Origin of the sequence: Tsukamurella spumae (assembly GCF_012396015.1) — a bacterium.
Lineage (GTDB): Bacteria > Actinomycetota > Actinomycetes > Mycobacteriales > Mycobacteriaceae > Tsukamurella > Tsukamurella spumae.
In genome coordinates, this window is sequence record NZ_JAAXOQ010000024.1 from 15781 (window position 1) to 42201 (window position 26421).

Genomic DNA, 26421 nt, shown 5'->3' on the forward strand with positions numbered 1-26421 from the left:
CCGATACGGTTACGGCATGACTACTTCCGCGCGCCTGCAGCCGGGTGATCCGGCACCGTCGTTCACCCTGCCCGACCAGGACGGCACGCCCGTCTCCCTCGCGGACTACCGCGGCCGGCGGGTGGTGCTGTACTTCTACCCCGCCGCGATGACGCCGGGCTGCACCAAGCAGGCCTGCGACTTCCGCGACAACCTGGCCGACTTCAGCGAGGCCGGCCTCGCGGTGCTGGCATCTCCCCGGACAAGCCGGAGAAGCTCAAGAAGTTCGTCGAGCGCGATGCCCTCACCTTCCCGCTCCTCTCGGACCCGGATAAGCACGTGCTTACCGAGTACGGGGCCTTCGGTGAGAAGATGATGTACGGCAAGACCGTGACGGGCGTGATCAGGTCGACGTTCGTCATCGACGCGGAGGGGAACATCGAGGTGGCGCAGTACAACGTGCGCGCCACCGGCCACGTCGCCAAGTTGCGCCGCGACCTGAAACTCTGAGAGGACCAGCCTTGGAACGCACCGTCTACACCGACGACCACCTGCAGTTCGGCTCCGCCGTGCGCGACTACCTGCACAAGCAGGTGCTGCCGCACGCCGAGCAGTACATCGACGACAAGCTGATCGCCCGGGACGTGTGGCGCGGCCTCGGCGAGCAGGGCGTTCTGGGCCTGGAGATCCCGGAGTCGTACGGCGGCGGCGAGGCGGGCGACTACCGGTTCAACGCCATCGCGCAGGAGGAACTCGCGGCCGTGTCGATGGCCTTCGCCAGCTCGGTGGGCATCGACTTCGACATCACCACGCCGTACATCGTGCGCCTGGGCACCGACGAGGCGAAGCAGCAGTGGCTGCCCGCCATCGCAGCGGGCGAGGCGGTGGCCGCCATCGGCATGACCGAGCCCTCCGCCGGCTCCGACCTCGCGGCCATCAAGTCGACCGCCGTGCGCAGCGGTGACGACTGGATCCTCAACGGCTCCAAGACCTTCATCACCAACGGGTACACCTGTGATGTCGCGGTGATCGCCGCGAAGACGAACCCCGACGCCAAGGCGCGCGGCATCTCGCTGTTCGCCGTGGACTGCTCGCTTCCCGGCTTCGAGCGCGGCCGCAAGCTCGACAAGGTGGGACAGCCCGAGGCCGACACCGCGGAGCTCTTTTACTCCGACCTGCGGGTGCCCGCGAGCGCCCTGATCGGCGAGGTCGACCGCGGTTTCTACCACATGATGGAGAAGCTGCCGCAGGAGCGCATCGGCTCCGCGGTGGGCAACGTGGCACACGCCAAGCAGATCCTGGCCGAGACCATCGAGTACGCGCGCGAGCGCAAGGCCTTCGGTGCCTCGATCGGCTCGTTTCAGCACAACAAGTTCCTGCTCGCCGACCTGGTGACCCAGATCGAGATGGCGCAGGCCTACGTGGACCAGGCGGTCGTGGCGCACGCCGCTGGCACGCTCACCGCCGTGGACGCGGCGAAGGTCAAGTACATCTCCGCCGAGATCCAGAACAAGGTGCTGGACTCCTGCGTGCAGTTGCACGGCGGGTACGGCTACATGCGCGAGTACCGCGCCGCCCGCGCGTGGATGGACGCCCGTGTCACCCGCATCTGGGCCGGCTCCTCCGAGATCATGAAGGAGATCATCGGGCGCGACCTCGCGCTGTAGGTCGCTTCGACGGTTGCCATAGGGTTCCGGCGCACGACTCTCGAATTCTGTCCGGATCGGACAGCGTGTCCACAGCGGACAGAATCCGAGAGTGCCATGCGCGCCGAACCCTCGCGGTCACGACGAACCTCGGCGGCTACCAGGACTCTCCGCGCATCCGCACTTCCACGTCCGCTGGAACGCCGAAGGGCACCGTCGGGAATCCCGACGGTGCCCTTCGTGCGTGAGACCTACTGCGCGGCCTCGATCACCGAGATGATCTTCGGACGCAGGTCGGCGGCGGCGATGATCTCGTCGACGGACCCGACCTCGACGGCGCGGCGGATGCTGTGCACCCCGTCGAACTCGGACGCGACCTCGCCCAGCTTCTCGGCGCGGACGGAACCCCGCACCTCGTCGAGCTCGGCGAGCAGCGCGGCGCGCTCGGTGCCCGTGGCCTCGCTGACCTGGGCCTCGAGCTCGGTGACGCGGTCGTCGCCGGCCGTGCGGGCGTTGACCTCACCGGAGAACACCACAGCCGCGGCGGGGGCGCCGCCGAGCACCGAGGCGAACGAGCCCTCGATGGCCAGCACCGTCATGTTCGGGTTCAGCTGCTTGCTGAAGACCACGAACGCGCCGCCGTGGTAGCGCGAGATCACGCAGAACACGATCGGGCCGGAGAAGTTGACGATCGCCCGGCCGATCTCCGCGCCGTACTCCAGCTGCAGCTTGCGCAGCGACTCGGGCGAACCGTCGAAGCCCGACAGGTTCGCGAGCACCACCAGCGGACGGTTGTCGCTGGCGCCGTTGATCGCGCGGGCCGCCTTCTTCGACGACTGCGGGAACAGCGTGCCGGCCGTGTACGTGTCCGGGCCGTCCGTGGCCGGGAAGCCCAGGCGCGGTACGGACTTCGACTCGATGCCCAGCAGGCAGACCGGGATGCCGCCGATGTGCACGTCCTGCACCACGGCCGTCTCGGCGTCGGCCATGCCGGCCCACCGCTCGAGCACCTCGTGATCCTGGTCCGACAGCGCCCGCATCACGGTGCGGATGTCGAAGGGCTTCTTGCGATCCGGGTTCTTCTCCGCGGAGAAGATGTCGCCGACGGTCGTGAAATCACTGTCCGCCAGCACATGCGGGAACACCGTGATGTCGCGCTCCGCCAGATCCGTCGTGGAAGCGCGGCGCGGGGCCTGCTCGCCGGGGGCGATGTAGGTGTGCGCGTAGTGCTCCATCAGGATCTTGTGCGCGCCCATCAGATCGGCGGCCCAGTACTGCGCCTGGCCGTTCGGACCCATGATCCGGTCGTAGCCGCCGATGCCGAAGTTGTCCTCGGCCGAGACGCCGCCGGAGAAGTCCAGCGACTGCTTGCCGGTGAGCACCATGGCCGACTCCGGCGTCATGATCAGCACGCCCTTGGTGTGCATGAGCATCGTGGCCTCGGCGTTCCAGTACGGCTGCGCGCCCACGTTGATGCCGGCGGAGACGATGTTGATCTCGCCGCCCTGCTGGGTGAACTCGACGATCTTCTTGAGCGACGCGGCCACCCAGTCCATGTTCTCGGTGCCCGAGTCCATGGAGATGCGCGCACCGGCCGACAGGGCGTACCACTCGACGGGCAGCTCCATCCGGTGCGCGAGGTCGATCGCCGCGCTGATCCGGCGGCACTCCGCCTCGGCGAGCGCGCCCAGCGACTTCGTCGGATCGCCCAGCAGCAGAACGCGCTTGACGCCCTCGGGGTGCAGATCGGTGGGCGTCGAGATCACACCCACGACGATGCCCGCCGTGTTGCGGCCCTTCGGCCGGTCGGTCTGGACCAGCACGTCGGCGATGTCACCCTCGGCCAGCTCGTACTCGACGAAGTCGCCCAGCACGGAGGTGAGCTCGTACGGGTACGCGGTGTTGCGGCTCGCGGCGCGCAGCACCTTCTGCCGGTAGCCGTCGATCGGCTCCACGACGTCCGCGACATCCTCGACGGGGGCGCCGATGTGCAGGTCGGCACGGCCCGTGGGGCTGAACGACACCCGCACCTCGGTCTTGACCAGATCGCCGGTGGACTCGTCGCGCCGGCGGCCGATGAGCAGCACCTCCTCCAGGCCCGCGCCCTCCGAGGTCGACTCGATGTGCCCGGCCAGCGCCTCGAGCTCGGCATCGCTGAGATCCACCGGCGGCCAGATGTACATGACGATCCGGTTGGTGGGCAGCCGCTTGGCGCTGGGCCGCCCGGCCTGGGCCCGGCGGATCGAGTCCACGCACGTGGCGAGCGCGATCTCGGCCGTCGGCAGGGCCAGCAGGCGGCCCTTGTCGTCGCGCACCGCGGCCAGATCGCGGACCTGCGCGAAGGCGACCAGGCGATCGTCGGCCGGATTGTCCTTGGCGACGGCGCGATACAGGTACACCTCCTCGTCGTCCGACGAGGTCAGGCGGGTCAGATCGAAGCGGCGCAGCCGCTCGAGCTGCATGCGCTGCGCGATGTACGGGTGCAGGCCACGGATCAGGCGGTCCTCGGTGACCCCGTTGGTGGCCGCGCGGAAGGTGAAGTGGTGGTGCATGACCGCGCCGCCGCTGCCCGCGACGGTGACCGTCACGCGACGCACCTGCGCCGGCAGCGGATGCGCCGACAGCACGCTGTCGAACGCGGCCACCATCTCGTCCTGGTCGTCGGGCTGCTGCTCCCAACTCAGGTAGATGTCCGCGTCCACGGACGCGGCGCCGCCGGCCACCGTCGCCAGACCGGCGACGGCGTCGCTGAGCCCGTCGAAGGAGACCGCGGCGGAGGCGAGCAGGGCACCGTCGCGCTCGGCGACGACCCACTCCGTACCGGCCGCGTCCTGCGTGCGGACCTCCGTCAGGCCCTTGTTGCCGTAGTAGCGGCGGGTCAGGACCTCGAGCATGACGCCGTTGCCCGTCGGGTGGTCCCCCGCCAGGCGCTCGCCCAGCAGCAGGACCAGAGGCTCGGTGCTACGCACCATCTCCGCGATCCGCTCGGAACGATCGGCGGCCGTGGGGTTCTGGTCGAGGTGCGTCAGATGGGCGCGCACGGCCGAGTAGACGCCCTCGCGGTTGCCCAGCAGCAGCGGCTGGCCGAACCACGCGAACACCACGCCGCGCGCCAGGTCGGCGATGACCGGGTAACGCGACTGAGTCGCGTCGATCAGCCGCTCGAGCACGGCGCGCGCGTCGTCGCCCTGCTCGGTCGACGGTGCCGGCTCGCGCAGCCACTTGCGCAGCAACGCGGTGATCACGCGGACGCCGACCTTCGGGCGCTGCTGCGCCAGGAAGATCCGGAACACCGCGGACTCGAGCTCCGGCGTGCGGTCCAGCTCGGTGACGCCGTAATGGGCGAGCGCGGCCGCCAGCTTCGCGCGGTACGAATCGGGCAGGCCGGCGCGGTCCGCATCGAGGCTGCGCAGGTACGTGTGGAAGTGCTCACGCGGGCTGTGCACCTCGTCGTCGCCGGCCACCGAGCGGCGCAGGCCCAGCTCGGCCAAGTCTGCGAAGACCCCGGCCAGGGCCAGCTCCTCCGGCGCCGGAGCGGCGCCCTCGAGCTCCGCGGCCACGCGGTCCACGAGGTACGCGTCGAGCAGGCGGCTCTCGTCGGCGGGATCGACGTCGTAGCCCAACAGCTGGTTGCGCAGGGCCTCGCGCCCGTCGGCCGCGCGCTCGACGGCGCCGACCTTCGCGGGCTCCTCCGGCAGGTCGATCGGGCCCGCCGCGGAAGCGGCGTCCTCCTCGGCACCGTCGCCGAGGGGCTCGAGACGCAGCAGCGGCGCGCCGGCCTCGACCTGGCTGCCGACGGTGACCGAGGACTCCTTGAGCCGCGCCGAGAACGGCGCACGGAGCACCGTCTCCATCTTCATGGATTCGAGCACGAGGAGCGGGGCACCGGCCTCGACCTCGTCGCCCACGGCCAGCGGCACGGCGACCACGAGGGCCGGCGCGGGCGAGCGGACCACGCCGCCCTCGTCGCGGCTGACGCGGTGGGTGACCCCGTCCACGTCGACCACGTGGACCGGGCCGTGGGTGCCGGTGGTGAGCCGGTAGCGGACGCCGTTGACGACGGCCTGCCCGGTGTGCGAGTCGAACCGCTCGAGCTCGACGTCGGCGGTGCGGGTCTCCGCGCCGGTGTCGATGACGAGGCGGAAGGTGTGCGCGCCGATCCGCGCCACCCGGACGCGGTAGCTCGCGCCGCGCAGCTTGAAGTCGAGGGGGGTGCCGCTCTCGTGCTGCACCTGCGGACGGCCGCCCGACGCGGTGGTCAGGAGGCGGGTGAGCTCGGTGCGCTCCTCGTCCTCGTAGGCATCGATCGCGGCGGAGGCCAGCGCGACGGACGTGTGCCGGTCCGCCACCAGGCGCCCCTCGCCCCGCACCCGGTCGATCCAGCCGGTGTCGGCGCTGCCGTCGATCACCTCGGGCTGGCCCAGCAGGTCCAGCACGAAGCTCTTGTTGGTGGCGCCGCCCTCGATGATGACGCGGGTCTCGTTCATGGCGCGGCGCAGCCGGCCCAGGGCCTGGTCGCGGTCGCTGCCGTAGGCGATGACCTTGGCGATCATCGAGTCGAAGTCGGCGGGGATGGTGTCGCCCTGCGAGACGCCGGTGTCGATCCGGATGCCCGGGCCGGCCGGCAGGTCGAGCAGCGCGATGCGGCCGGGGGCGGGCGCGAAGTCGCGGTCCGGGTCCTCGGCGTTCAGGCGCGCCTCGATGGCGTGCCCCCGCTCGACCGGACGCGCACCGTCGAGCTTGCCGCCCGAGGCGACGTGCAGCTGCGCACGGACCAGGTCGAAGTCGTTGGTGACCTCGGTGATCGGGTGTTCCACCTGCAGGCGGGTGTTCACCTCGAGGAAGGCGAGCAGATCATCGCCCGGGTGGTACAGGAATTCGACGGTGGCGGCGCCGCGGTAGCCGACCTTGATCGCGAGCCGCTCGGCGGACTCCTTGAGCCGCTGCACCTGCTCGGGGCCGAGCACCGGCGAGGCGGACTCCTCGATGACCTTCTGGTTGCGGCGCTGCACCGAACAGTCACGGACGCCGAGGGCCCACGCGGTCTCGCCGTCGGAGATCACCTGGACCTCGACGTGCCGAGCGCCGGTGACCAGGCGCTCCAGGAACACCACGCCGCTGCCGAAGGCGCGCTCCGCCTCGTCGCGGGTGCGCACGTAGGCGTCCTCGAGGTCCGCGTCGGAGGCGACCATGCGGATGCCGCGACCGCCGCCACCGGCGGTGGCCTTGAGCATGAGCGGGTAGCCGATGTCCTTCGCCTTGGCCTTGGCCTCCTCGAGCGTCTCGACGGGGCCGCGGCTCCACGGCGCGACGGGGACGCCGACCTCCTCCGCGATGAGCTTCGCACCGATCTTGTCGCCCAGCTGGCGCATCGCCTCGGGGCTCGGCCCGACGAAGACGACGCCCACCTCGGCGCACTTCTCCGCGAAGACGGGATCCTCGGCGACGAAGCCCCAGCCGACCCACGCCGCGTCGGCGCCGGTCTCCTGCAGGGCCTTGCCGAGCAGCTCGTAGTTCAGGTACGGGCGTGCCGCTGCGGGGCCCAGGTCGTACGCGATGTCGGCCTCGCGGACGAAGGTCGCGGTGCGATCGACGTCGGTGTAGAGGGCGACGGTCTCGATCTGCTGCCCGGTCTCGGCGGCCAGGTCGCGGACCGCGTGGATGAGGCGCATCGCGGCCTCACCTCGGTTCACGATGGCGATTCGGCTGAACACTCGCTTGTTCCCTTTCGGTTCAACTGGTGCGTGACGCGGCCCCGCCTTCGGTGGGACCGTCCCGCTCTTAAGTTCTCTCGATCACCGCGAACGCCGCCGCGGTGTCACCGTCGTGGGTGAGTGACACGTGGATCGTCGCGCCCTCCCCGAGGTCGGCGGCGATCCGCCCGTGCACCCGCACCGCGGGACGCCCCCAGGCGTCCGAGACGACCTCCACCTCTCGCGCCCCGACCTCCTTCTCGGCGGGACGCTGCGCGTAGAAGCTCGACGAGAACGCCTTGAACACGGCCTCTTTGGCCGCCCAGCGGGCGGCCAAAGAACGCACGTCGCCCGCGGCGTCCCGTCGTTCCCCGGGGCTGAAGGACGAGAGCATCGTGGTCCCGGGTTGCGCGAGTTGCTCCGCGAACCCGGGCACGTGCACCACGTCGATCCCGATCCCCACCACGGCCATGGCGGAAAGCCTACTGCGCTACCGGCACCCGTCGGCGCAGTACGTGCCGTCCGGGCCCAGCCGCTCGCTGTCGTCCAGCAGCAGCGCCGCCTCGTTCCGATCCGTGACCTCCGAGGAGACGTCCGTGCCGAACCGCCGGCCCGCCGGGGGCTTGCGGTACAGGTCGGACCGGCCGCACATCGCCGACAGCACCGCGCGCCGACCCGCGACCTCGCGCTCACGCGCGGTCCGCAGGTACTCCGCCCGCGCCTGCTCGTCGAGCGAGGCCAGGAACGCGTCGCGGTGCACGACCGCGATGAGGCCGGACACGTGGCCGAAGCCGAGCGAGGTGAGCAGGCCGGCCTTCGGGCGGAAGGCGTCGTCGAACCGGTGCGTCTCGCGCAGCCAGACGAGGTGCGGGTACTTGCGCATCTCGTCGTCGACGCAGTCGAGGCTGCGGTTCGGCGGGAGCACCTGCTCGGTGAGCATCTGGCACATGCCGATCAGCTGGAACGCGGCGGCGCCGCCCTTCGCGTGGCCGGTCAGCGACTTCTGCGAGACCACGAAGAGCGGGGCGCCCTCGCTGCGGCCGATCGAGTCGGCGATCCGCTCGTGCAGGTTCGCCTCGTTCGGATCGTTCGCGTTGGTCGACGTGTCGTGCTTGCTGATGATCGAGACATCGTCGGCGGACACGCCCAGCTGCCGCAGGCTACGGGCGATCGGCGCCTCCGGACCGCCGGCGGCCACGGACAGCGCGCCCATGCCGGGGGCCGGGATGGAGGTGTGCACGCCGTCGCCGAAGCTCTGCGCCCACGCCACCACGCCGAGGACGGGCAGGCCCATCTTCGCCGCGATGTCGCCGCGGGCCAGCAGCACCGTGCCGCCGCCGTTGGACTCGACGAAACCGCCGCGACGGCGGTCGTTGGCGCGGGAGAAGCGGCGCGGGCTGATGCCCTTGGCCAGCATCTTCTCGCTGTCCGCGGTGGCCTGCATCATGCCGAAGCCCGTGATGCCCTCGATCGACAGGTCGTCGAAGCCGCCGGTCACCGCGAACAGGGCCTTGCCGACCTTGATCTTGTCGACGCCCTCCTCGACCGAGACCGCCGCCGTGGCGCACGCCGCCACCGGGTGGATCATCGCGCCGTAGCTGCCGATGTAGCTCTGCACCACGTGCGCGGCGACGACGTTCGGCAGGGCTTCCTGCAGGATGTCGTTCTGGTTCGGCTCGCCGAGCAGGGTGTTGATGAACAGGTCGCGCATCGAGCTCATGCCGCCCATGCCCGTGCCCTGCGTGTTGGCCACGTGCGAGGGGTGCACGTACTCCATCAGCTCGGCCGGCTCGAAGCCCGCGGAGATGAACGCGTCCACGGTGGCCACCAGGTTCCACAGGGCCAGGCGGTCGACCGACTCCATCATCTCGGGCGTGACGCCCCAGTGCGTCGGGTCGAAGCCGTCCGGGATCTGGCCGCCGACGCTGCGCAGCAGCTTGGTGCGACGCGGCACGCGGATCTCGGTGCCCGCCTTGCGGGTCACGTTCCACTCCCCCGACTCCATCGCCACCGCGCGGGTGTTCTCCGGGTCGGCGTCGACGAACGCACGGGCCTCGGCCTCGTTCGCCACCACGAAGGACATGTCCTCGGGCAGGAAGACCGACACCAGCAGCGGCGCCGTCTTGTCGATGATGTCGCCGTCGTCGCTGAACTCGCGGATGCCGCAGCGCTCCACGACCGCGTCGTGGTACTTGTCGGCCAGCTCCGCCTCGGGCACCAGGTCGCCCGACTCGGCGTCGTACCAGCCCGGCTCCGGGTCGTTCTCCCAGGTGATCATGCCGGTCACCCACGCCAGCTCGGCGACGCCGGCCGCCGAGAGACGCTCGTCGACCTCCATCTCGAACCGGGTGCGCGAGCTGCCGTACGGGCCGACCTCGCCGGCGCCGACGATGACGACCATGTCCTCGGGACGCGCGTCGATCGGGCCCCAGTTCGGATCGCCCAGGGTCGCGACCGGGGCACCGGGCAGCGCCGCGATGGCACCGTCGTCCTCGGACTCCGCGGCCTCGGCCAGGCGGGCCTCCATGGCCTGCTCGGCGAGCGCCTTCATGTCGAGGCTGACGCCGCCCAGGCCGCCCGTCAGGTCGTCGAACAGCGGAGCCGTCGCGGCCCGCTCCCGCGCCTCGGGGCTGGCATTGGCCAGCAGCTTGTCGGCCATCTCGAAGGTGGACCAGGTGCGCACACCGGCGGCCTCGACGGCCTCGACGAGGGGGTCGTTACCGCCCATCAGGCCCGTGCCGCGGACCCAGCCGATGATGGCGTGCGCCAGCGTGACCCGCTCCGACCAGGACTTCTCCGCGTTCCAGCGGGTGACCAGCGCGTCCAGGGAGGCCTTCGCCTCGCCGTAGGCACCGTCGCCGCCGAACATGCCGCGGTTGGGCGAGCCGGGCAGCACCACGTGCAGCCGCGACGCGAGATCGACGTCCTTGCCGATCGCGGCGAGCCCGGCGATCAGCCGCTCCACCGTCCACAGCAGGATCTTCATCTCCAGCTCGGCGCGGGGGCCCGCATCCGACATGTCGCCGGACACCCGCGGCGCCGCGAACGGGAACAGCAGGGTCGGGTTCAGCGCCTCCTTGTGGACCACCGTGTACGGGCCCACCGTCTCGGCCTGCCGCTCGCCGATCCACTCGACGAGGGCGTCGACATCGGCGTAGCTGGACATGTTGGCCGGGACCACCCACAGCGCCGCGTCCGTGCGGGCGCTCGTGCGGTAGAGCTCCTTGAAGAAGGTCAGGCGCTTGTCGTCGAGCCGGCTCGTCGTGGCGATGACGGTGGCGCCGCCCGCGAGCAGTCGCCCGGCGACCGCCGCCGCGATCGACCCGGCGGAAGCGCCGGTGACCACGGCGACCTCGCCGTCGTAGATCCCGGGCTCGGGAGTGGACTCGGCGAGCTCCGCCAGGAACCTGTAGGCCGCGGCGTGCTCGGTGCGACCGACCTCGATGGCCTTCTGCTCCCACCAGCGCGCCTGGTCCAGGAGCGCCTTGCCGGCGCCCTTGGCGGTCTCCAGAATGTGCTTGCTGTAGGTCGGGAAGGTCGACGGGTCCATGTTCCACACGCGGAGCAGATCCTCGCGGGCGCTGGCCCAGCGATCGTCGAGCAGCACGGCCTTGTTCGCGTCGAACGCCGGCGCGACCGCGGTCGCCCAGTCGTCGCCGAGTTCGGTGGCGATCAGCGCGGCGAGCCGCTCCGACTCGTCGTCGAGCGCGGGCAGGCCGCCCTGCTCGTCCTCGAGACCCAGCTTGCTCAGCAGCACGCGGGCCGACGCCGCGAGGGCACCGTCGGGGCCGGTGATCGCGGAGGTGAACTCAGCGAGCGCCGCCGCGTCGACGGTGGCGCCGCCGCCCCCGCCGCCGGCGGAGGGCTTGCCCACGGGCACGCCCTGCGCGGCGCCGACCTCGGCGATCGCGCGGTCGAGCAGCGCGTCGAGCGCGGCCGCGTTGGACACGGGACCGTCGAGCAGCGTCGCGAGGTCGCCGCCGCGGACCGACGCGCCCTCGCGGGTGCCGGTCGCCAGCGCGAGCACGGTGTGCTGCGCCCAGCCCGGGCCCAGCTCCCAGGTGCCGGTCACGTACTCGGTGATGTAGTTCGGGCGCTTGCCGGTCGAGCCCAGGAGCTTGCGCAGCTGGTTGCCGACGGTCTCGGAGAGCACCGGGCCGAGCGGCTTGTAGGTGCGCGCCAGCTTGGTGACGGTGCCGGCGAGCGTGGGCAGGTCGGCCTCCGCGGCACCGTCGATGGCGCCCAGGTTGAGCTCGCTGCCCAGGTCGAGCAGGAGCTGGTTGCGGCGCGAGCTGACGCCGTCGCACAGCGTCTCGATGGTGTCGGTCTTCTCCAGCTGGTCCGGACGCATCTTGGTCCAGATCGCGATCATGGCGCGCGTGGCGTCCGCGGCGTCGAAGCCGAGGTCGGCCGGGCGGGGGCCGCCCGACGGTGCGCTCGCCACCGGGGCGGCGGTCGGTGCGGCCGCGGGGGCCGACGGTGCCGCGGCCTCGGCCGCGTCGCCACCCTCGACGGTGTCCTCCTCGGCGACGTCCTCGTCGGTCGCGAAGACCTTCGCGGCGTCACGCTCGGCGTTGAGGACCGTCGCGGCGGCGCGCTGGTAGGACGCGAGCGCCAGCGTGCGGCTGGCGAGGTTCGCGAGCGTCGGGGCGGACGCGAGGCCCACCTCGATGAACCGCTCGACCCCCAGGCCGCCGTGGTCGGTGTCGATGAGCAGCTGATCCTGCGTCTCGATCCACCGCACCGGGCTGGCGAACTGCCAGGCCAGCAGCTCGATGAGCAGCGTGCGGGCGGTCGCCATCGGGTTCTTCGCGGCCGCGTCCCAGTCCGCGACGAGCGCGCGGACCGGCTCGCTGGGCACGACGTCGAGGATCGACAGCGCGAAGTCGGCGGTCAGCTCGAACGGTCGGGCCACCAGGTTCGGCAGATACTTGCCGACCAGCTTGGTGTAGTCGAACTCGGCGGGCACCAGCTCCTGCAGGCGCTCCGCGAACTCCGGCACGCCGGCGCGGAGCACCGACGAGTGGAACGGGATGTCGATGCCCGGCACCTGCTGGAAGGCCTTCGGGCTGCTGGTGCGCTCGGCGATGGCGCGCTCCAGCGCGGCCAGGCCGGCGCTGTTGCCGACCACGACGTACTGGGCACCGCGCAGATTCAAGTTCACGATTTCTGCGAACTCGTCCGCACCCTCCAGGTTGCCCTCGACCCAGTCGGTCAGCTCGGCGTCGTCGACGTCGAACAGCTCGGGGCGCAGCGCGGCCATCGAGTACGGGCTGCGGCCCTGCTCGTCGCGGGGCACCAGCTGCTGCATGATGCGGCCGCGGTGGAAGACGGTCTCGAGGATCGTGCCCAGCGGCAGCACGCCGGCGGAGGCCAGCGCGTTGTACTCGCCGACGGAGTGACCGGCGATGATCGGCGCGTCCACGCGGGCGCCGGCCTCGGCCAGCTCCGCGAGCTGGGCGCAGGCGACGGTGGCCATCGCGACCTGAGTGAACTCGGTCAGGTACAGGACGCCGTCCGGATGGGTGTAGACGGTGCCGTTGGCGCGGATGGACAGCGGGTTGTCCCGGACCACGGCGAGGATGGAGAAGCCGAGGTGCTCGCGGGTGTGCGCGTCGGCGGCGTCCCAGATCTCGCGGGCGGCCTTGCTGCGCGAGCGCTGGGCCAGGCCCATGCCCTTGCCCTGGATGCCCTGGCCGGGGAAGACGTACGCGGTGACCGCGGGGAAGGCGACGGCCGAGGCGGCCATCACCAGATCCTCGCCGACGCGGGCGGTGACCTCGAGGAGCTCGCCGCCGCGGTCGATGCCGACGCGCTCGACGGTGAACTGGACCTCGTCGCCCGGCAGGACCATGCCCAGGAAGCGAGTGGTCCAGCCGCGGATCTTGCGGTGCATGACATCGCCGTTGGAGGCGGACGCCACCTGCTGCGCAGCGGCCGAGAGCCACATGCCGTGGACGATCGGGCCGGGCAGGCCGGCCAGGCTCGCCGCGACCTGCGAGGTGTGGATGGGGTTGAAATCGCCCGACACGGCGGCGAAGCCGCTCATGTCCTGCGGGGCGTTCACGACCGCCTGGCGGACGCGCTTGCGCGGCGTCTCGGTGGCGGTCTCGCCGCGCGCGCCGCCCGCGGGCTGCGGGTCGGCCAGCTCGGCGGAGCCGGTGCGGCCGCGGATCGCGAACCGCTCGGTCATGACCACCGCCGGGGCGTCGGCGCCCGGCGAGCGCACGTCGATGCCGATGGTGACCACGGTGCCGATCTCGGTGGCGGTCACGTCCTCGAGACGCGCAGTGGCGCGGTAGGCACCGGGGGCGGGGTTGGCGGCGAGCTCGATCGCGTGATCGAGGTGCACCAGGTCGAGCATGCCCTCGACCACGGGACGGCCCTCGGCCGTGGTGGCGGCGCCGACCACGGCGAAGGACGCGGGCCAGCACAGGCCGACGAAGGCGTCCGGCACGGCCAGCTGCTCGTCGCCGTACAGCGCCGAGAGGCCGACCGGGAGGCTGTCCGCGGTGATCGCCGCGTGGTCGGCGGCGTCCTCGGCGCGGAACTCGAAATCGACCACGGCGGCACCGTCGGAAACGGCGGGCAGGTCGCCCGCGGCCGCCAGGGCGACCAGCTTGGACATGGCCTCGCTGGCCTCGCCGAGCTCGATGACGGGCACGCCGCCGTCGGCGCAGCTGTCCGGCACCTGGATCGGGATGACGAGCTCGGTGCCCGACACGGGGACCTGGAGCACGACGGCGTTCGGGCCGGTCACGACGACGCGCGCACCGGACGTGGCCTGCACGGCCGAGGCGACGTCACCGTCGACCGAGACCGTCCAGGTGCTGCCGGCACCGAGCCGCGCGATGGGGCTGTGCACGAGGCGGCCGGCCCACAGCACGTTGGTTGCGGCGAGCGCGCGCGCCAGCGGCACGGACTCGACGCCCGGCACCACGCGACGGCCTGCGACGGCCTGCGCGACGGCGCCCTCGCCGATGCGGCGGCGCACCAGCTCTGCCTCGAACCGGTTCAGCAGATCGCCCACGGGCTCGTCGACCCGGGTGATGCCGGCGACGGCCTCGGGGCCGGGAATGATGCACACCTCGTCGGCGGAGTACCGCGGCGAGTGGGCCTGCCAGAGCGAATCGGAGCGCCACCAGCGGCGGACGTCCTTGTCGACGACGGGGACGAAGTTGACCGGCTTGCCCGGGGTGCGGCAGAGCGAGACGAAGAAGGGCACGTCGGCCGGGTGCAGGCGGGTCGACGATGCCGCCGGGTAGCGCTGCAGAAGCTGCTCGAGCGCGGCGTAGGCGTCGTCGGTGGCGGAGACATCGGCGAAGGCGGTCTCGATGGGGCCGCGATCCTCGTCGGCGAGGCGGGCCTCGGCGCGGTGCAGCATCGACAGGAACCGGTCCTGGTGCGTGATGTCGAGCCAGCCGTAGTCGCCGAAGGCGCTCGGATCGGCGGAGGCGACCTGCTCGCGGGTGCCCACCGACAGCTCGAGGTAACGCTCGAGCCACTGCGCGTAGGTCATGGCGTCGGCATCGCCGAAGTAGGGCTTGGCGGTGCCGGCCATCGCGGCGACGATCTCGTCGCGGCGCTCGGCGACCGCATCGCCGTCACCGGCGACCTCGTCGAGCAGGCGGCCGCACGCCGAGGCGGCGTTGTCGATCTCGTGGATGTCCGCGCCCAGCTGGCTGCGGCCGGAGGCCATGCCGCCGCCGGCGTGCCCGGCGCCGATCCACGCGGGCGTGCCGGGGATCTCGGCGAGCAGACGCTTCACATCGTCCGAGGTGGTGGCCTCGAGCGTGGCCATCGCGGCGGTGCCGACCAGGATGCCGTCGACCGGCATGGCGGGAGCGCCGTACTTGCGCGACCACTCGCCGGAGAGGTACTCGGCCGCCAGCTCGGGCGTGCCGATGCCGCCGCCGACGGCGAGCACGATGTTATTGCGGTCGCGCAGCTCGGCGTAGGTGGCGAGCAGCAGCTCGTCCAGGTCCTCCCACGAGTGGTGGCCGCCGGCCTTGCCGCCCTCGACGTGCACGATGACGGGGTACTGCGGGACCTCCGCGGCGATGCGCGCCACCTGGCGGATCTGCTCGACGGTGCCCGGCTTGAACGCGACGTGGCGCATGCCGGCGTCGGTGAGCTCCTCGACGAGGGCCGTGGCCTCCTCCAGCTCGGGGATGCCGGCGGTGATGATCACGCCGTCGAGCGGGGCGCCCGCAGCGCGGGCCTTCTGCACGATCCGCTTGCCGCCGAGCTGCAGCTTCCACAGGTACGGGTCGAGGAACAGGGAGTTGAACTGGGCGGCGCGACCCGGCTCGAGCAGCGCGGTCAGCTTCTCGACGTTGTCGGCGAAGATCGGCTCGGTCACCTGGCCGCCGCCGGCGAGCTCGGCCCAGTGGCCGGCGTTCGCGGCCGCGGCGACGATGCCGGGATCGACGGTGGTCGGGGTCATGCCCGCCAGCAGGATCGGGCTGCGGCCGGTGAGCTCGGTGAAGCGGGTGGACAGCACGGTGCGGCCGTCGGGCAGCGAGACCACCCGCGGCGAGAACTCCGACCAGGCCAGCGGGAGCTCGGGCACGCCGCCGGGCGAGAAGAGGTTGCGGGCACCGCGCAGCGTGGTGGCGGGGACGAGGCCCACGCCGCGGCCGCGCGCGGGGGCGGCCGAGAGCTTGGTAGCGATGTCCTCGGGCCCGAGGTCGATCAGCCAGCGCGCGCCCTTGGCGATCGCACCCTCGACGTCGGCGACCCAGTCGACCTGCTCGACGAGCACGGCGGCGGCCAGGCGGCCGGCGACCTCGACGTCGAGGCCGCAGCGCTGCGCCCACTTGGTGACCAGCGCGACGCCCTCGGCGAGAGCGGGGTGGTGGAAGCCGATGTCGACCGCCACGTCCTCGAACTTCGGCGCGAAGGCGGCGCCGCCGGTGAGCTTCTCCTTGCGCTCCACCTCCTCGGTCTCGGCGACGGACTCACAGAACTCGCGGAAGCCCGCGAGCAGCTTGGGGGTGCCGGTCAGCACGAAGGAGCTGCGGTTGTTGCGCACGGCGAGCACGGGACCGCAGGCGTCGAAGGCGACGGTGGCGGTGAAGTCCGCGAGCAGGGCCTCGAGCTTGTCCTGACGGACGCCGACCACGGCCATCATCGGGGTCGCGCCACCGAGGGCGACGAGGCCCCGGCGTCGTGCGACCACGCGGCCCGCGGCGCCGATCAGGCGCGCGATGGCGAGCAGGTCGCCCTCGCTGCCGCGCGAGGCGAACGCCGAGACGGCGAGCTGGCCCTGCGAGTGACCGATCACCGCGACGGGCGGCACGTCCCACGGGTCGAGCCCCTGGGCCTCGAGCCCGTACAGGGCGACGAGCTGGCTGAACAGCACACCGGGAACGGAGAAGACGGCACCGTCGACCTGCGGCGCGAGGACGCGGCGCGCGCCGGGCGCGGCCGGGGCGGCCTCCTCGCCCTCCTCGTCGGGGGTCTCGGCCTCGGAGGCGGCGATCGACGCGTCGCGCCAGCGCATCGGGTCGAAGGTCAGGGCCTGGGCACGCAGCAGCTCGGCGCGGACCGGCTCGAGCGCGCTGTCCGCCCGCGCGACGAAGCCGTCGAACTTCTCGCGGTACTCGGGATCGTCGGCGAGGCCGGTCTGCTCCAGGAGGGAGACGAGGCCGGGCAGCCACGGGCCGCCCTGTCCGCCGAAGGTCAGGGCGTACTGCTCCCCCGCTGCCAATCTGTCGACCAGTGCGTCGTTGCTCCGCGGGCCTTTGGCCGCACGCGTGTTCGCGGTGACGAAATCGTCGACAGTCATGAATCTCCTCGGTTCAAATTCACAGCGCGCCGCTATGACGGCACGTCCGCGGCAGGCCCGCGGAAAACCCGTATTCCATGAGACCACAGGTTTCGCGATACCTCTGACGTGCGGATTTGTAACCAGCGGGTATACCCACGAGTAGCTTGGGGATATCGATTCACGGGTGTATCCGAGCGCTGATACACGCGTGAATCCATGCAGGTCTTCCGGCACGTGACGGCATTCACCGATGTTTCCCGCCAGTAGCAGTTGTTATCGAATCGTTACCATCACAGGGGCCGACGCGCCGCTCGGTAGGCTGAGCCGATGCAGCCCGGTATGCGCCCCTCCGACCGTCCCGATACCGTGCCCGCGCCGCCCGCCGTCGCCGAGCTCGTGCGCTCCGCCGAGACCGTCGCGGTCCTCACCGGGGCGGGGATGAGCCGCGAGTCGGGGATCTCGACCTTCCGCGAGGCGCAGACCGGGCTCTGGGAGCGGTACGACCCGGAGGAGATCGCCTCCGTCGACGGCTGGTCGCGCGACAGGGAACTGGTCTGGGGCTGGTACCAGTGGCGCGCGCACGTGGCGCGCCGGGCGGAACCGAACGACGGTCACTTCGCGCTCGCCGAGCTCGCCGCCGGCCGGGCCGTCTCCATCGCCACGCAGAACGTCGACGACCTGCACGAACGCGCCGGCTCGCGCACGGTCTCGCACCTGCACGGCAGCCTCTTCGCGCCGCGTTGCGAGCACTGCGACACCCCCTATCTGGGCGTGGACGCCTTCCTGCCCGACGGTGCCGATGTCTCCCCCGAGCTGCGCACCACGCCGCCCACCTGCATGCACTGCCTCTCCGCGGTGCGGCCGGGCATCGTCTGGTTCGGCGAGGCCCTCCCGATGGACGCCTGGGCCCGGGCGGAGGCCGCGGTGCTCACCGCCGACGTGGTGCTGGTGGTCGGGACGTCCGGCCTCGTCCACCCCGCCGCACGGCTACCCGAGTTGGCGCTGGAGACCGGTATCCCGGTGATCGAGATCAATCCCGAGCCCACGCCGTTGAGTGCTGCCGCGACGCACACCTGGCGCGGCACGGCCGCGACGACGCTGCCCGCGCTGGTCGCCGCAGTCACCGCGGAGACTGCTCCGTCCTGACCGGCGGAGCGGGCGGCCGGGCCGGGTCCGGCGCACCGTCGGACCGCCACTGCCCGATGACCCCCGGACCGACCAGTGGCATGTCCCCGACCAGCTCCTCGCCGTTGCGGCGGTCGATCAGGTAGGCCGGCACGCGGTGCCGGCCGTCGCCCTGACCGCGTTGTCCGGCGCCGCCCGCCGGCGGGATCCCGTACGGACCCGACGCGGGTCGCGCGCCCGTGGTCGGGACGCCCGCGCCCGCCGCGGTCGTCGTGGTGGCCGAGCGGAGGGCGGGCGCGTCCTGCCGCAGTCCCAACGGCGACGCGGCCCGCGCGAGGTCCGGGGTACGCCCGCCCACTCCCCCGACGGGGCTCCGCGACGTGGGCGTCATCGGCACGGCGGCCGCCGGGGTGAGGAGCCCGGACTGCGGCCGGTCGGCGGCGTCGGTCGGGGCGGGGTCAGCGGTGGGGTCGGCGGTGAGCGGGACCGTTCCGGCACCGGGGGCCTCGGCCGCGGTGGGCGAGCCCGCCCCGGAGCCCACTCCCGTCCCCGTGCCGGTTCCGCCCGCGCCCGTTCCGGTCCCGGTGTCGCCGCCCTTCCCCGCGCCCGCCCCGGCTGCCGCGGAGTCGTTCCCCGCGTCCGCGGTATCCGTCCGGACCGGGCCGGTCCCGGTGCCGGTGTTCTCGTTCCCCGTGCCCGACGGTGCGCCGCCCCCTCCCGTCGTCCCGTCGCCCGGGCCCGAGCCGACCGACGGGACCTCGGCGTCCACCGGCGGGGCGTCGACGGACGGCGACCGATCACCCCTGCGGTCGGCGTCCCGCCCGAAGCCGATCCGGGTGACCTCCGCGCCGAGCGGCATCGAGGCCGCATCCGCCTGGACGGGGGCCGTGTACGTCGCCCGCAGCTCGGCCGCGACCGCGGCGCCCACGCCGCCCGTGGTCGCGCCCCCGGCCCGGCCGTCCCGCGCGCCGATCCCCGGATCCGCGAGGTCACTGAACCTCGTGGTGGTCGCGGTCGCGGCGCTCGACAGTCCCGTCAGCTGCCGCACCGTCCCGGCGATCTCCTTGTCGACGAGATAGGAGGCCGTGGCGAACCGGCCGACCTGCTGGAAACCCGCATCCGCCGCCTCCCCCTTCCAGCGCGGTACCAGCGCGGCGATGTCCCGTTCCAGCTCAGCCACGCTCTGCGCGTGCGCGGCCCCCGCCTGGCCGATGGCCCGGGCGTCCGCCGCGATGCCGCCGCCCGACAGCTTCCTGGCGATCGCCCGGATCTCCGACGCCGCCATCTCCTCGAACGGGGTGCTGCCGATGTCGCGAAAACCCTCCATGTCCATTGGACGCACCAGCGTCCCGTCCGGTTCCCACTCCCGTCGAATCCCGGACGGAACCGATCACGGGGCTGGTGCGTCCAATTGATAGGAGCGCGCTCACCGGAGGCGCCTCGATGCGAGGAGGGTGCCATGGCGGACGGTGAGCTGACGCAGATCATCGAGGCCGCCCGCGACGGCATCGCGGACCGCCCGAACATGGTGTCCGACGGGAACCCGCAGGAGGAACTCGCCCGCGCCCTGGAACGCCACGCTGATCGGTTGGCGAAAGCGGCAGAGGAGATGTCAGACGTGGGCTCACTGAACTACCTCGGTCCGACGGTGGAGGGCGAGTCAGCAACCCACAACATTCGCCTCGGTGCCGTCGAACACGAGCGCTCGCTGTACAACACCTTTCTCGCCCAGGCAGTCGAGGCCCGCTCCTTGGCAACCACGTACCGCGAGATCGGCCGGTGGATCCTGCGCACCGAAGGCGCCAGCGAGGACCAGATCAACCACGTGATTGGCCGCTGAGTGGGCCTGAGGAGTATCGCTCTCACCCTCGTTGGAGCACTGGTGTTGGTCGGCTGCAACGCCACGGTCCCGGGCGAGCCGATCACTTCCAATAAGGCCAGCACTTTGACCAAGCCCCTGCCGTTCACCCCGACGATCAAGGAACGCACCAACGACCGCACCGACGGAACGAGCTTCGAACCCTGCAGCGCCTACACCGATGGCGAACTCCGTGCCCTCGACATCAACCCCGCAACCGTCGAAGACGCGGCGAAGGTGGATTCTGCCAACTATCGAGGTTGTCATTGGCGCGGTAACGACTACAGCGTCGCACGCGGCGGCACACAGTACTCGCAGGTCGTCGGTCTCGAAATGACCCTCGATGAGTACAAGCGCTACATGAAAACTCTGCCGTGGCAGGCAGATCGCACTGCACACGGCCGTTCTCTCGCCGTCGTGGCCGAGAACAACTACTGCATCGCGGTGTTTCGCGCGGAACTGTCAATCGTCACGACCAGGTCATCGTCCACCAACCCCTCCCCGGGGCGCACCGTCGAATGTGAACGGGCGGTGGCGTTCGCGTCCCTCGCCATCACCAAGGCACCGTAGCGAGCCGACCCGCGTCCGCGCCGGAGGCGATTAGGGTGAACGGGTGAACGAGACGATCTCCATGCCCGACCGCGACACGGTCCTGTGCATGTCGCTGTCCGGCCGGCCGAGCAACATCGGTACCCGATTCCACAACTTCCTGTACCGGGAGCTGAGCCTGAACTACGTCTACAAGGCCTTCACCACCACCGATCTGCCGGCGGCGATCGGCGGGGTGCGGGCGCTGGGCATCCGTGGCTGCGCGATCTCGATGCCCTTCAAGGAGGCGGTGATCGAGCTGGTGGACGTCATGGAGCCGTCGGCGACGGCGATCGACTCGGTGAACACCATCGTCAACGTCGACGGTGTGCTGCACGCCTATAACACGGACTACGCGGCGGTGGCCTCACTGCTCGCGTCGAATGCGGTGGACCCGGCGCTGCCCGCCGCGGTCGCCGGCTCGGGCGGCATGGCGAAGGCCGTCGTCGCGGCGCTGCGCGATCACGGCTGCTCCGACGTGACGGTCGTCGCGCGCAACGCGGAGGCGGGCTCCGCGCTCGCGGGGCAGTACGGTTTCCGGCACGCGACCGCTACGCCCGACGGTGCCCGGGTCCTCGTCAATGCCACGCCCGTCGGGATGGCGGGCGGTCCGGCCGCCGACGATCTGTCGTTCCCGGCGGCGCTGATCGAGGCGGCCGACACCGTCTTCGACGTGGTCGCGATGCCGCCGGAGACGCCGCTGGTCCGCGCCGGACGGGCGGCCGGCGCGACGGTGATCACCGGCGCCGAGGTGATCGCCCTGCAGGCCGCCGAGCAGTTCGTGCTCTACACCGGCGTGCGGCCCGACCCGGACCTGGTGCGTCGCGCCTCGGAGTACTCGCGCTCCTAGTATCTTTCGACACATGAATCGCACGTGCTCGATCGCCATGGTCGCCGCGTCCCTGGTCGCGACCACGGCGGTCACGAGCTGCTCCAGCACGCCGGACATCACGTTCGGCTCCCCGATCACCACGGGCGCGCCGATCTCGGTCCCCGCGGGCGAGGTCGCGTTCTCCCAGTGGCCCGACACGTGCACGCTGCTCTCCGACGCCGAGATCACCGCGATCCTGCCGCAGGCGACCGACATCACGCGCAAGCCGAAGAAGATCGTGCTCCTCGGGCGTCTGGGCACCCTCAACCCCGATCTGACGGTGTCGGGCGGATCGTCCGGAGGTGAGCTCCCGAGGGGCACCTGCGCCTACAGCTTCACGCTCCCCAACGAGCACGACCTGAAGGGACTCGCCTTCCTCGAGGTCAGTCTCCCGGCGATCTCGACGCCGGCGAACATCGCGCAGTACTACGACGAACAGCTCTCTACGCACGGCAAGCACCTCGACGTGGGGTCCGCGTGGGGTCCGCAGCGCTGCGACGTGCGGACCGAGAGCGTCATCGAGGCCGTGTGCCAATCCGGCCGCTTCTACTTCGAGGTCAGCACGGAGGCCGAGCGCACCTCGAACGACGACTGGCGCGAGAAGGTCCTCAAGCCGGCCGTCCAGACCCTCGCGACCCACCTGCGCTAGTCGCAGCGGTCGGGCTCACTCGGTGTCGATGTCGAGCCCCACGGGCTCCCACAACTCCACGGAACCGTCGGAGGCCCGCTCGCCGACGGTGAGCGCCCGCTGCAGGGTCAGGGGGTGCACGCCGCGCCGGTCCAGGGCCTTGAGCACCACGGCCATCGCGGCATCGGCGTCGGTGGCGAACACGGACTCGCGGATGCGGACGAACTCCCACCCGCACCGTCGGAGCTCCCGCTCCCGCTCGATGTCGGACCGGGCCTGCTCGGGCGTCGAGGCGAAATCGGCGCTGTCGCACTCGACGGCGAGCTTGCCCTGTTCGCCGGTGACGACGAGGTCGATGGCGCGGTTGTTCACCACGACCTTCGGGTTCACGTGGTAGCCCATGTCCCGCAGCCGCACGAACACCTGCTGCTCGAAGAGGTTGTCGAAGGGCTCGACGCGCCGGTCGACCGGCACATCCGCCGGCATCGGCTGCGCCACTTCGACATCGGCGCGCGTGATGTACCGCAGTAGCGAGGCGCGCAGGTCGGCGGGCTTGAGGTCCTGCTCGGCGACGGACGTGAACAGCCACATCTGGTCGCGGGCGCGCGACGCGGCGACGTTGAACCGGCGCTGGAAGTCCCGCCCCGTCAGCGCGCGGAACCGGTACTCGGGCGCGACGACCATCGACAGCATCATCACGTCGCGCTCGTCGCCCTGGAAGTCGGGCGGCGTGCCCACCCGCAGCCGGCGGGCGTCCCACTCGTCGGGGTCGATCGCCTCGCGCAGGCGCCGGTACAGCTCGTCGACCTGGCCCTGCCCCTGCAGCACGATGACGCCGAAGGTGCGGCCCGCGTACAGCGGATCGGCGAAGCAGCGGACCAACTGGTCCACGATGGCCTGGGCCTCCGTGGGATTGCTGATCCGGGCCCCCTCGCCCACGACCTCGGCCTTCGGGACGTGCGTGACGCGCAGCGGGACCGGACGGTCGGCGCCGTAGTGCCGCACCGGGATCAACGGGGCGTCACTGTAGAACTGCCGCGAGGAGAAGTCGATGATCTCGGGCATGCAGCGGAAGTGCTCGCGCAGCCGCACGGTGTGCCCGAACCGGGTGCGCAGCAGCGTGAACAGGCTGGACCGCGGGGTCAGCGAGTCGCGCAGGTAGGGCGGGATGTCGGGCAACTGGGCGTCGAGCCGGTCGAAGACCTGGTCGAGGCTGACGCCGGTGAACGACGAGGGGGCGCACTGGTTCTCGTCGCCGACCACGATCACGCGCGGCGCGAGCCATAGCAGGAAGGAACTGGTGATGTCCGCCTGGCTGGCCTCGTCGACGATCACGACGTCGAAGGCGTTGCGCTCCGGCGAGATCGACGCCACGACCTGCGAGATGGGCATGATCCAGGCCGGTACCGCGGACTGCGCCTGGCGCATCGCCTCGCGCGCTGCGACCCGGAAGCGTTCGGCGTGCCGCCCCGATCCGCGCCCGATCGACGACACGTGGTCACGGTAGGCGTGCAACGCCTGGATCTCGTCGAAGGTCATGCGCCGCAGGCACTGCCGCCATGCGCTCGCCGTCGCGATCCGGGTCGTGTAGTGCGCGACGTCCTGTTCCGCGGCCTGCAGATCGGCGTCGAGTTGGGCGTCGTCGCCGGGGTGGACGCGGGAGGCGGCCCACGAGACCGCGCGGCGCCACGACCAGGCCGCGGCCAGCTCGGGTACGCGTGCGTCCCATACGGGGTCGTCGGCGGTGCGGGCCACCAGATCGAACAGCGCGGGCGCCTTGGTCCGCAGGCGCAGGGCCAGCAGGTCGAGGGCGCCGCGGTCGTCGCGGTCGGTGCGGGCGGCGTCCCACGCGCGGCGCGCGTCCCGGATCGGGCCGTAGGTGTACTGGCGCAACGCCGCCACCATCGCGTCGCCCTCCGGCGACGGTCCGCGTTCCACGATCTCCTGCACCCGCACCCGCACGGCGTCGAGCCGGCTGTGCGCGTCGCGGGCACCCGCTGCGGCGGAGATCGCCACCACCTGCTTCGCGGTCTGCTCCGTCTCGGTGAGGTCCTTGGGGCGAGGGGCGTGCTCCGAGATCGCCTGCATCGCCTCGACGAGCCGGTCGCGCTCGGACACCAGCCGCACCACCGTGCGAGCACGCAGCAGCTGATCCGCGGCCTGGCTCAGCCGCTCGCTGCGCCCGCGGGTGGCGGTGCGGCCGGACGGGTCGGTGGCGGGCGCCTCGAGCCCGAGGGCGCGGAGCACATCGCCGACCCGACCGATGACGTCCTCGACCCGCAGGTGCATCACCGCGGCCCGCAGGTGCTTGCCGTCCGTACCCTCGACACCGTCGACGACGATGCCGAGGCCCGTCTCCTCGAAGGCCTTCTGCTCGGGCCGGCGGAACCGCTTGCGCGCGACATTGCCGGCCGCGAGGTGCCGGGAGTAGTCCTCGATCGCGGCCCGGTCGTTGGCGTCCGGGGTGTCGCTGAGTTCGACGGTGGCGCCGTCGAGTTCGCCGTCCGCGTTGCGCGCCGTCGCGATCTGCTCCTCGAGCCCGGTCAGCCGCGACGCGAGGTGCGCGCGGTCGCCGATGAGCATGTCCTCGGCGAGCAACTGCGCGGACGGCGGGTAGCGCCGCACCCGGTCGACGAGCTCGCGGATCAGGTCGGCGCGGGCCCGGATCACGGTGAGCCGGTCGGCGTCGACGCCGCCGAGCACGTGGGCGAGCGCGTTGTCCCCGCCCTCGGCGAGGGGCGAGTCCACGAGGCGGCCGGTCAGCTCCTCGAGGTCGTCGGCGTCGGGGATCTCCGAGAGGTCCGGCAGGTTGTGGGTCAGGCGGCGCGAGAACAGGTCGTCGTTGCGGCGCAAGAGCGCGACCAGCCGGTCGAACTCCCGGGTGTCGAGCGGGGGCACGGCACCGTCGACGGGGCCGGGCAACCAGGAGTACGTGTCGGCGTCCCGTCGGACCTGCGCGACGATCTCGGCGGGCTTGCCGGAGTACGCCGAGGTCAGCCAGTCCGAGTCCTCGGTCTCGGCGGTGCGCAGCGACCAGACCTCGCGCACCAGGTCCTCGCGGCGGGCGACGGCCCGGTCGCGCTTCGCGCGCAGGTCGCGCAGCTCGGCGTCGGCGAGGGCCTCGGAGTAGGTCGACTTGCGGGTGGCGATCTCGGTGACGGAGGCGGCGAGCGACGCCGAGCCGTCCTTGGTGACATCGGTGACCGACACGACGAGCTGGCGCACCTCCGGCGGCAGCTTGTCCTCCAGCACGGCGAGTGCCTGCGCCTTCTCGGAGACGACGAGTACCCGCTGGCCCTTCGCGAGGAGCGCGGCCAGCAGGTTCGCGATGGTGTGCGTCTTGCCGGTCCCGGGCGGCCCCTCGACGACGACGCCGGAGTCGGCGCCCATGTGCGCCAGGATGTCCCGCTGCTCGACATTGGAGGGCAGCACGTAGTACGCCTCGTCGAGCAGGTCCAGCGGACTCATCGCACCGTCGACGGCGAGCTGCCGGATCCGCTCCTCCGAGCTCACGCCTTCCACGAGCTGCGCGAGGCCGATCGGCACGGGCCGATCGGGGTCGGCGACGTCGGCCTTCATCGCGTCGTAGAAGCCCAGGAGCGGCGCGGATCCGCGGGTGCGCAGCACCAGCGCGGGGGCGAACTTGATGCTCGCTCCCCCCTCGCGCGACGCGGCGTCGAGCCAGGTCGCGGTGAACTTCTCGCACGCCGGGTCGAGCACGGTGCGGGCGGTCTCGCGCAGCTCGGCCTGCAGCGCGGCGGAGCCGGACAGGTCGAACGAGGGCAGGCCCGCGAGCAGCAGCGAGTCCTCGACGCGCGGCACGGAGTCGCGCGGAAGCACGACCGTCAGCTTCTTGCCGCGCCGGTCGCGCTCGAGCAGCACGGGCTGGGTGAGCAGGTGGGCGCGGATGGCGGTGTCGCCGTCGCGGGCGGTGAGCAACCCGGAGGCCAGCACCAGCTCGACCGATTCGGGGTGGTCGGCCAGTTCGTCGAACACGCGCAGCAGGCGCGCGTGCGGCGAATCGGGGGCGTCGTCCCGCGGCACGGTGAAGATGGTCGCGCCGGGCTTGGCGTCGGCGTCCCAGGTGTCGGTCAGCGCGCCCTCGCCGGTGAGCGGCAGCACGGCGAGGTGATCGTCCAGGTCGCGAGCGACCATCGAGCGGGACCGGATCAGCTCGTCCAAGTACTGCAACAGGCGGACGACCCGATCGCGACGCCCGTCCGGGCCGTCGCCCTGATCACCGGCGGCGGTCATGCGCTCC

The 26421-nt window shown here is 71.8% G+C and carries 11 protein-coding genes and 1 pseudogene; 7 read left to right on the forward strand and 5 right to left on the reverse strand.

Annotated elements, in window-relative coordinates:
• The first annotated feature begins 16 nt into the window (after positions 1–16).
• Together bcp and HF999_RS16560 are read left to right on the forward strand one after the other, a co-directional pair.
• A pseudogene (gene bcp, locus HF999_RS16555) lies at positions 17–489 on the forward strand (thioredoxin-dependent thiol peroxidase).
• 11 nt (positions 490–500) lie between these two features.
• A complete protein-coding gene (locus tag HF999_RS16560; protein ID WP_168546948.1) occupies positions 501–1646 on the forward strand; it encodes an acyl-CoA dehydrogenase family protein in 1146 nt (381 codons plus the stop codon).
• Between the two features lie 230 nt (positions 1647–1876).
• Here the strand turns inward: HF999_RS16560 and HF999_RS16565 are convergent, their stop codons facing one another.
• From HF999_RS16565 to HF999_RS16575, 3 genes are all read right to left on the reverse strand, one after another.
• Positions 1877–7339 carry an ATP-binding protein gene (locus HF999_RS16565; RefSeq protein ID WP_168546949.1) on the reverse strand — a complete coding sequence of 1821 codons (5463 nt, stop codon included), beginning with the start codon at positions 7337–7339 and terminating at the stop codon, positions 1877–1879.
• Between the two features lie 67 nt (positions 7340–7406).
• Positions 7407–7790 (reverse strand): holo-ACP synthase AcpS, encoded by a 384-nt coding sequence (acpS, locus tag HF999_RS16570; RefSeq protein ID WP_168546950.1) that lies wholly within the window; start codon positions 7788–7790, stop codon positions 7407–7409.
• Positions 7791–7808: 18 nt separating this feature from the next.
• Positions 7809–17108, reverse strand: a complete 9300-nt coding sequence (locus HF999_RS16575) for a type I polyketide synthase (RefSeq protein WP_168546951.1) — start codon at positions 17106–17108, stop codon at positions 7809–7811.
• Between the two features lie 309 nt (positions 17109–17417).
• Here HF999_RS16575 and HF999_RS16580 point away from each other — a divergent pair, with 309 nt between their 5' ends.
• Entirely contained in the window at positions 17418–18236 is an 819-nt protein-coding gene (locus HF999_RS16580) for an SIR2 family NAD-dependent protein deacylase (RefSeq protein WP_168546952.1), read from the forward strand.
• On the opposite strand, the gene HF999_RS16585 is transcribed toward HF999_RS16580, so the two are convergent.
• Positions 18211–19542: a hypothetical protein gene (locus HF999_RS16585; RefSeq protein ID WP_168546953.1), complete on the reverse strand. Its 1332-nt coding sequence runs from the start codon at positions 19540–19542 to the stop codon at positions 18211–18213. The two genes, HF999_RS16580 and HF999_RS16585, sit on opposite strands and share 26 nt — an antisense overlap.
• 132 nt (positions 19543–19674) lie before the next feature.
• On the opposite strand from HF999_RS16585, the gene HF999_RS16590 reads away from it, so the two are divergent.
• Genes HF999_RS16590 through HF999_RS16605 form a run of 4 tightly spaced genes read left to right on the forward strand, consistent with a single transcriptional unit; the run spans position 19675 to position 22181 of the window.
• Positions 19675–20055 (forward strand): hypothetical protein, encoded by a 381-nt coding sequence (locus HF999_RS16590; RefSeq protein WP_168546954.1) that lies wholly within the window; start codon positions 19675–19677, stop codon positions 20053–20055.
• A gap of 42 nt (positions 20056–20097) precedes the next feature.
• Positions 20098–20643, forward strand: coding sequence for a DUF3558 domain-containing protein (locus HF999_RS16595; protein ID WP_312854173.1), 546 nt, complete (start codon positions 20098–20100; stop codon positions 20641–20643).
• 55 nt (positions 20644–20698) lie between these two features.
• Positions 20699–21511, forward strand: a complete 813-nt coding sequence (locus HF999_RS16600) for a shikimate 5-dehydrogenase (RefSeq protein WP_168546991.1) — start codon at positions 20699–20701, stop codon at positions 21509–21511.
• 13 nt (positions 21512–21524) lie between these two features.
• The gene (locus HF999_RS16605) at positions 21525–22181 is read left to right on the forward strand and encodes a hypothetical protein (protein ID WP_168546955.1); all 657 of its coding nucleotides are present in this window, start codon (positions 21525–21527) and stop codon (positions 22179–22181) included.
• A 15-nt stretch (positions 22182–22196) separates the two neighbouring features.
• On the opposite strand, the gene HF999_RS16610 is transcribed toward HF999_RS16605, so the two are convergent.
• Positions 22197–26414 (reverse strand): PDDEXK-like endonuclease domain-containing protein, encoded by a 4218-nt coding sequence (locus HF999_RS16610; RefSeq protein ID WP_168546956.1) that lies wholly within the window; start codon positions 26412–26414, stop codon positions 22197–22199.
• Positions 26415–26421: the final 7 nt, after the last annotated feature.

Coding starts and splice junctions, on each gene's coding strand:
- HF999_RS16580 (WP_168546952.1), top strand. CDS start 17,418: ATGCAGCCCGGTATGCGCCCCTCCGACCGTCCCGATACCGTGCCCGCG.
- HF999_RS16585 (WP_168546953.1), bottom strand. CDS start 19,542: ATGGAGGGTTTTCGCGACATCGGCAGCACCCCGTTCGAGGAGATGGCG.
- HF999_RS16610 (WP_168546956.1), bottom strand. CDS start 26,414: ATGACCGCCGCCGGTGATCAGGGCGACGGCCCGGACGGGCGTCGCGAT.
- HF999_RS16590 (WP_168546954.1), top strand. CDS start 19,675: ATGGCGGACGGTGAGCTGACGCAGATCATCGAGGCCGCCCGCGACGGC.
- acpS (WP_168546950.1), bottom strand. CDS start 7,790: ATGGCCGTGGTGGGGATCGGGATCGACGTGGTGCACGTGCCCGGGTTC.
- HF999_RS16575 (WP_168546951.1), bottom strand. CDS start 17,108: ATGACTGTCGACGATTTCGTCACCGCGAACACGCGTGCGGCCAAAGGC.
- HF999_RS16605 (WP_168546955.1), top strand. CDS start 21,525: ATGAATCGCACGTGCTCGATCGCCATGGTCGCCGCGTCCCTGGTCGCG.